Source organism: Actinoplanes oryzae, from assembly GCF_030757795.1.
GTDB lineage: Bacteria > Actinomycetota > Actinomycetes > Mycobacteriales > Micromonosporaceae > Actinoplanes.
In genome coordinates this window covers 1-5,536 of record NZ_JAUQWH010000293.1, presented here as the reverse complement: position 1 = coordinate 5,536, position 5,536 = coordinate 1, and the positions used below count along the sequence as shown (strand labels likewise).

At 71.9% G+C, this 5,536-nt stretch carries 4 protein-coding genes; 3 read left to right on the top strand and 1 reads right to left on the bottom strand.

Translation table 11 applies throughout. The features are described from left to right. The coding region (locus RBH18_RS42865; protein WP_306216269.1) for a substrate-binding domain-containing protein at positions 1 to 219 on the top strand (219 nt) is incomplete at its 5' end. A 4-nt stretch (positions 220 to 223) separates the two neighbouring features. Here the strand turns inward: RBH18_RS42865 and RBH18_RS42860 are convergent. Then, on the bottom strand, positions 224 to 1,135 hold the full coding sequence (locus tag RBH18_RS42860) for an NAD(P)/FAD-dependent oxidoreductase (RefSeq protein ID WP_306216268.1): 912 nt from the start codon (positions 1,133 to 1,135) through the stop codon (positions 224 to 226). Positions 1,136 to 1,224: 89 nt separating this feature from the next. Here RBH18_RS42860 and RBH18_RS42855 point away from each other — a divergent pair, with 89 nt between their 5' ends. Then, complete coding sequence (locus tag RBH18_RS42855) at positions 1,225 to 2,085, top strand: AraC family transcriptional regulator (protein ID WP_306216270.1); 861 nt, start codon at positions 1,225 to 1,227, stop codon at positions 2,083 to 2,085. Positions 2,086 to 2,179: 94 nt separating this feature from the next. Then, positions 2,180 to 5,512, top strand: coding sequence for a family 16 glycoside hydrolase (locus RBH18_RS42850; RefSeq protein ID WP_306216266.1), 3,333 nt, complete (start codon positions 2,180 to 2,182; stop codon positions 5,510 to 5,512). Positions 5,513 to 5,536 lie beyond the last annotated feature (24 nt).

Genomic DNA, 5,536 nt, shown 5'->3' with positions numbered 1-5,536 from the left:
GCCCTGCGGCACGGCCTGAGCGTCCCCGGCGACCTGGCGGTGGCGGGCTTCGACGACGTGGAGGACGGCCGCTACAGCAACCCGCCGCTCACCACGGTCGCCCCGGACAAGGAGGCGATCGCCCGCGCCGCCCTCGACTGCCTCGGGGACCGCCTCGACGGCGCCCCGGCCCGTCGCATCGTCGCGGGCCACCGCCTGGTCGTGCGCCTCAGCACCTGAGCCGTCAGTATCCGGCCGCCGCCAGCACGGCCGCGCCCGCTCCCGCCAGATAACCCGACGCGACCGCGGCTGCCATGGAAGGCGGACCGGACGCGGCCGCGTCGCCGGCGGCGAAGAGGCCCGGAACGCCGGTGCGGAACATCGGATCGACGACGATCGCCTCCACCCCGAGATGCTCGGGCAGCATGGACACCGTGGCGCCGAGATCCCGCGCCAGCGACGAGCGCTGATAGAGAAACGTCTTGACCAGCAGCGCCGCGACACCCAGCTCGGCGCCGTCCGCGAAGTGCACCGCGCTCAGTCGCGACCCGGGCCCGCCGACCGCGGCGACCGGCCGCTCGTCCACCTTGACGCCACCCGCGGCCAGCTGGTCGCGCTCCACGCCGGACAGATCGTGACCATTGGTCAGCAGGGTGATGTCGCCCGTGTACGCGCGCAAGTTCAAGGCACCGTGCACGCCGACAGCCCCGGTCGCCAGCACCGCCGCGGGACGGTCCCGCACCTCCCAGCCGTGGCAGAACGGGCAGTGGAACACGTCGCCGCCCCACCGCTCGGCCAGCCCGGGCACCGGCGGATACCGATAGTCCATCCCCGGCGCCAGCAGCAGGGTACGCGCGCTTTCCCGGCGCCCGTCGGCGAGCGTCACCGCGTACGTGCCGTCCGGAAGCCGTTCCGCCTGCGTGACCTCGCCGCCGGACAGCTCGGCCGACGGGTAGGCGGCGAGCTCGGCCCGGGCCGCGGCGTAGTACTCGGCGGGCGGCCGTCCGTCGTGTCCGAGCAGGCCGCCGATGGTGGCGGCGGGCAGGTTGCTGGGGCGGCCGGCGTCGACGATCCAGGTCGTACGCCGGGCCCGGGCGAGCGTGAGCCCGGCGCTGAGACCCGCGGCGCCCGCGCCGATGACGATGCAATCCTTCATGCCCTCCAGCCAAGCGGCCGGCGGCTCACGGGACCATGCGACGGCGGCTCAGGAAGGTGCGCGTATGTAGCATCGAACCGGTGGACGCCATGAGTCAGGCGCTGGCCGCGCTGCGGGTGGGGCGTGGCACAGTGCGCCGCTTCCGGCAGTCCGGGACGTGGGGCTTGAGCTACTCCGGGCTGAGCGGCAGCGGCTTCCACGTCGTCCTGCACGGCTCCGGCTGGCTGCTGCCCGGCGACCGGGCGCCCGTGGAGCTCGGGCCCGGCGACGTCGTGCTCGTCACCTCCGGCGCGGATCACGGGCTCGCGTCCGGCCCGCGACCGATGCGCGGACTGCCGCCGGTCCAGCTGGGCGCCGCCGAGCCGGCACCCGGGCCCGCGGACTTCGAGTTCCTCTGCGGCGCGTACCGGCTGGGGCCCGGGCAGCACGTGCACCCCTATCTGGCCGCGCTGCCCGACCCGATCGTGGTCCGTACGCCGGACTCGTTGGTGACGTTGTTCGACGAACACCACGCGGCGGGCCTCGTCGTCGATGCCACCCGGCACGCCTGGCTGGATCTCGTCATCGCGAACGCCCTGCGCCGCTGGCTGGGCACGGCGGACCTGCCGGCGACGCCCGATCCCGCGATCACCGCGGCCGTCCGGGCGATCGACGCCGGCCCGGAGACCCGCTGGACGGTGCGGGAGCTGAGCCGGGCGGCGGGCATGTCCCGGGCCACGTTCACCCGGCGTTTCACCGCGGCGGTGGGCCGGACGCCCGCGGACTATCTGCTCGCGCACCGCCTCGGCCATGCCGCCCGCCTGCTGCGCGAGACCGACGCGCCCCTGGCCACGGTCGCCCGCCGGGCCGGTTATGCCACCGAATCGGCACTGGCCGGGGCATTCCGCCGGGCGTACGGCATGGCCCCCGGCGCGTTCCGGCGCGTATCTGGAAACAACACTTTTCAATAAACGCGCGAAAGTTATGGACTGCCCTACGAAAGCGGCCTACCGTCTTCAGGCACCGAGGCATCGATCCTCGTCGAAGTCAAAGTGAGGGCGGTCCATGAGAAAAAGCCTCCTCGTCATCGTCACGCTCGCGGGCCTGGTGCCCGCACTGCCCGCAGCCGCCGCCGAGGTGCCCCCGCAGGAGCCCGGCGTCACCTTGCGCACGTTCGATCTGCAGACGGCCCGCAACGAGCTCTGCACGCTCAAGTCCGGCCAGACGCCCAATGTCGACAAGCTGCTGCCGACGGTCAACTGGACCACGGCCGCGGACTTCGGGCTCGAGGATCACTTCCAGTCCGAGGTGCTGGGCAACATCAACATCACCGCCGCCGGCACGTACGCCTTCCGCCTCACCAGCGACGACGGCTCGCGCCTGCGCATCGACAACGGGACCGTCATCAGCAACGACGGCGCGCACGGCGCGACCGCTGTCGAGGGTTCCGTGGCGCTGACCACCGGCTACCACGGGCTGCACATCGACTTCTTCGAGCGGGACGGCGGGCAGCAGCTGACCCTGGAGTGGCGGCCGCCGGGCGCGAGCGCGTACACCGTGGTCCCGACCAGCGTCCTGAGCACCGACGCCGGGGTCGTACGGGTGACCGCGCCGGGGCGCAAGGAGTGCGAGGCCTCCGGCGACAGCCCGGGCGACGGGCTGCCGCTGACCGGCGTGCACCCCGGCTACACGCTGGGCAATCTGCGCCCGCCGGGCTTCGAGCCGCAGGTGAGCGCGATGGACTGGTTCCCCGACGGCCGGCTCGCGATCGCCACGTGGGGCGGCAGCGACACAGTCGCCGGCGAGGTGTACGTCCTGACCGGCGCCACCGGGAGCGGCCCGGTCACGTACAAGAGGATCGCCACCGGTCTCCGCGAGCCGATGGGCCTGAAGATCGTCGACGGGAAGATCTACGTCTCGCAGAAGCACGAGCTGACCGAGCTCAACGACACCAACGGCGACGGGACGATCGACCAGTACCGCCGGGTCGCCACGTGGCCCTTCGACGGCAACTTCCACGAGTTCGCGTTCGGGCTGCTCTATCAGGACGGCTACTTCTATCTGAACCTGTCCGTCTCGATCAACCTCGGCGGGGCGACCACCGACCCGCAGGGCTCGCCGAACCGCGGGACCACGCTGAAGATCAACCGCTCCACGGGCGCGGTGCAGTACGTCGCGGGCGGGCTGCGGACGCCCAACGGGCTGACCTTCGGCCCCGACGGCGACATCTTCGTGCTCGACAACCAGGGCGGCTGGCTGCCCGCGTCGAAGCTCGTGCAGATCAAGCAGGACCGGTTCTTCGGCCACTACACCAACCCGGACGGCCCGTTCGACCTCAAGCCGGTGACCCCGCCGGTGCTGTGGCTGCCCCAGAACGAGATCGCCAACTCGCCGAGCACTCCCCTGATGCTCAGCTCCGGCCCGTACGCGGGCCAGATGCTCTTCGGCGACGTCACCTACGGCGGCATCCAGCGGGCGTACCTGGAGAAGGTCAACGGCCAGTACCAGGGTGCGGTGTTCCGGCTCACCCAGGGCCTGGAGATGGGCGTGCTGCGGCTGAGCCAGGGCCCGGACGGCGCGCTCTACGCGGGCGGGCTCGGCGCGGGCGGCAACTGGGGCCAGGAGGGCAAGCTCACGTACGGGCTGCAGAAGCTGACGCCCAACGGCACCAGCGTCTTCGACATCAAGGCGATGCGGGCCGTGGCGGACGGCTTCGAGCTGGAGTACACGCAGCCCGTCTCGGACACCACCGCCGCGCAGCTGGCCACCCGGTACCGGGCCGAGCAGTGGCGCTACGTCCCGACGCCGGACTACGGCGGCCCGAAGATCGACGAGGAGGCGCTGGCCGTCACCTCCGCCACGCTGTCGGCCGACAAGCTGAAGGTGACCCTGAAACTCGCCGGGCTCAAGCCGGGCCGGGTCGTGCACGTCCGCTCCCCGCGCCCGTTCACCTCGGCGTCGGGCTCGTCGTTGTGGAGCACCGAGGCCTGGTACACGCTCACCAGCCTGGCCAACGGCACCACGCTCAAGTCCGACCGCGTCGAGGCCGAGTGGTCGGGGCTCAGCGGCAGCACGTCGTTCGCCAGCGACCACACCGGCTACACCGGCACCGGCTTCGCGGCGGGCCACAGCGCGGCCGGGGCGGCGACCACCTTCACGGTCAACGTGCCCACCGCCGGGGCGTACCCGGTGTCGCTGCGCTTCAGCAACGGCCCCAACCCGGCCGCCGGGACCAAGACCCTCAGCCTGTACGTGAACGGCACGCGCGTGAAGCAGGTCAGCTTCGCCGACACCGGCACCTGGGACACGTGGGCGACGCTGGCCGACACGGTCACGTTGCAGGCGGGCGGCAACACCGTCTCCTATCGCGTCGACAGCGGCGACTCCGGGCACGTCAACCTGGACAGCCTGACTCTCGCGTCCGCGGCTGCCGCCAGGACCGGCACCATCACGGGCATCGGCGGCAAGTGCCTCGACGTGGACAACGCCTCCATCGCGGACGGCGCGAAGGTGCAGCTCTACACGTGCAACAACTCGTCGGCACAGAGCTGGACGCGCGAGGGCGACACGCTGCGGGCGCTGGGCAAGTGCCTCGACATCGACAACGCCGGGACGGCCAACGGCACCAAGGTCCAGCTCTGGACCTGCAACAACAGCGCCGCGCAGGTGTGGCAGGCGCAGGCGAACGGCTCGCTGCTCAACCCGGCGTCGGGCAAGGTGCTCGACGCGGCCGGCGGGGCGAGCGCCGACGGCACGGCCGTGCAACTCTGGGAGTGGGCAAACGTGGCCCAGCAACGCTGGACGCACAACGGCACCAGCCGCGTGACACTCTTCGACGGCGGGACGCTCGGCGCCTTCCGCAACGCCGACGGCAGTGCGCCGACCTGGCCGGTCTCCGGCGGGTCGGCCGAGGTGCTGGGCGGAGACCTGCGCACCAAGCAGACGTACGGGGACTTCAAACTGCACGTGGAATTCCAGATCCCGACCCTGCCGGCCGACGTGACCGGTCAGGCCCGGGGCAACAGCGGCATCTACCTGCAGGACCGGTACGAACTGCAGGTGCTCGACTCGTACGGCAAGCAGGTCCCGGCCACCGACGACGCCGGAGCCATCTATCAGAAGCGCGCGCCGTCCTCGAACGCCGCCACGGCACCGGAGACGTGGCAGACCTACGACGTGACGTTCCGCGCGGCCCGCTGGAACGGCACGACCAAGACCGAGAACGCCCGCGTCACCGTCGTCTGGAACGGCGTGACCGTCCACAACAACGTCGAGATCGACGGCCCGACCGGCGCCGGCGCGGCGGAGGGACCGTCCGCCCAGCCGATCCGCCTGCAGGACCACGGCGACCCGGGCGCCAACGTCCGCTACCGCAACCTCTGGATCGAGCCGGCCTAGGGTCTGTCCTGTCGATCATGGCGT

Coding starts and splice junctions, on each gene's coding strand:
- RBH18_RS42860 (WP_306216268.1), bottom strand. CDS start 1,135: ATGAAGGATTGCATCGTCATCGGCGCGGGCGCCGCGGGTCTCAGCGCC.
- RBH18_RS42855 (WP_306216270.1), top strand. CDS start 1,225: ATGAGTCAGGCGCTGGCCGCGCTGCGGGTGGGGCGTGGCACAGTGCGC.
- RBH18_RS42850 (WP_306216266.1), top strand. CDS start 2,180: ATGAGAAAAAGCCTCCTCGTCATCGTCACGCTCGCGGGCCTGGTGCCC.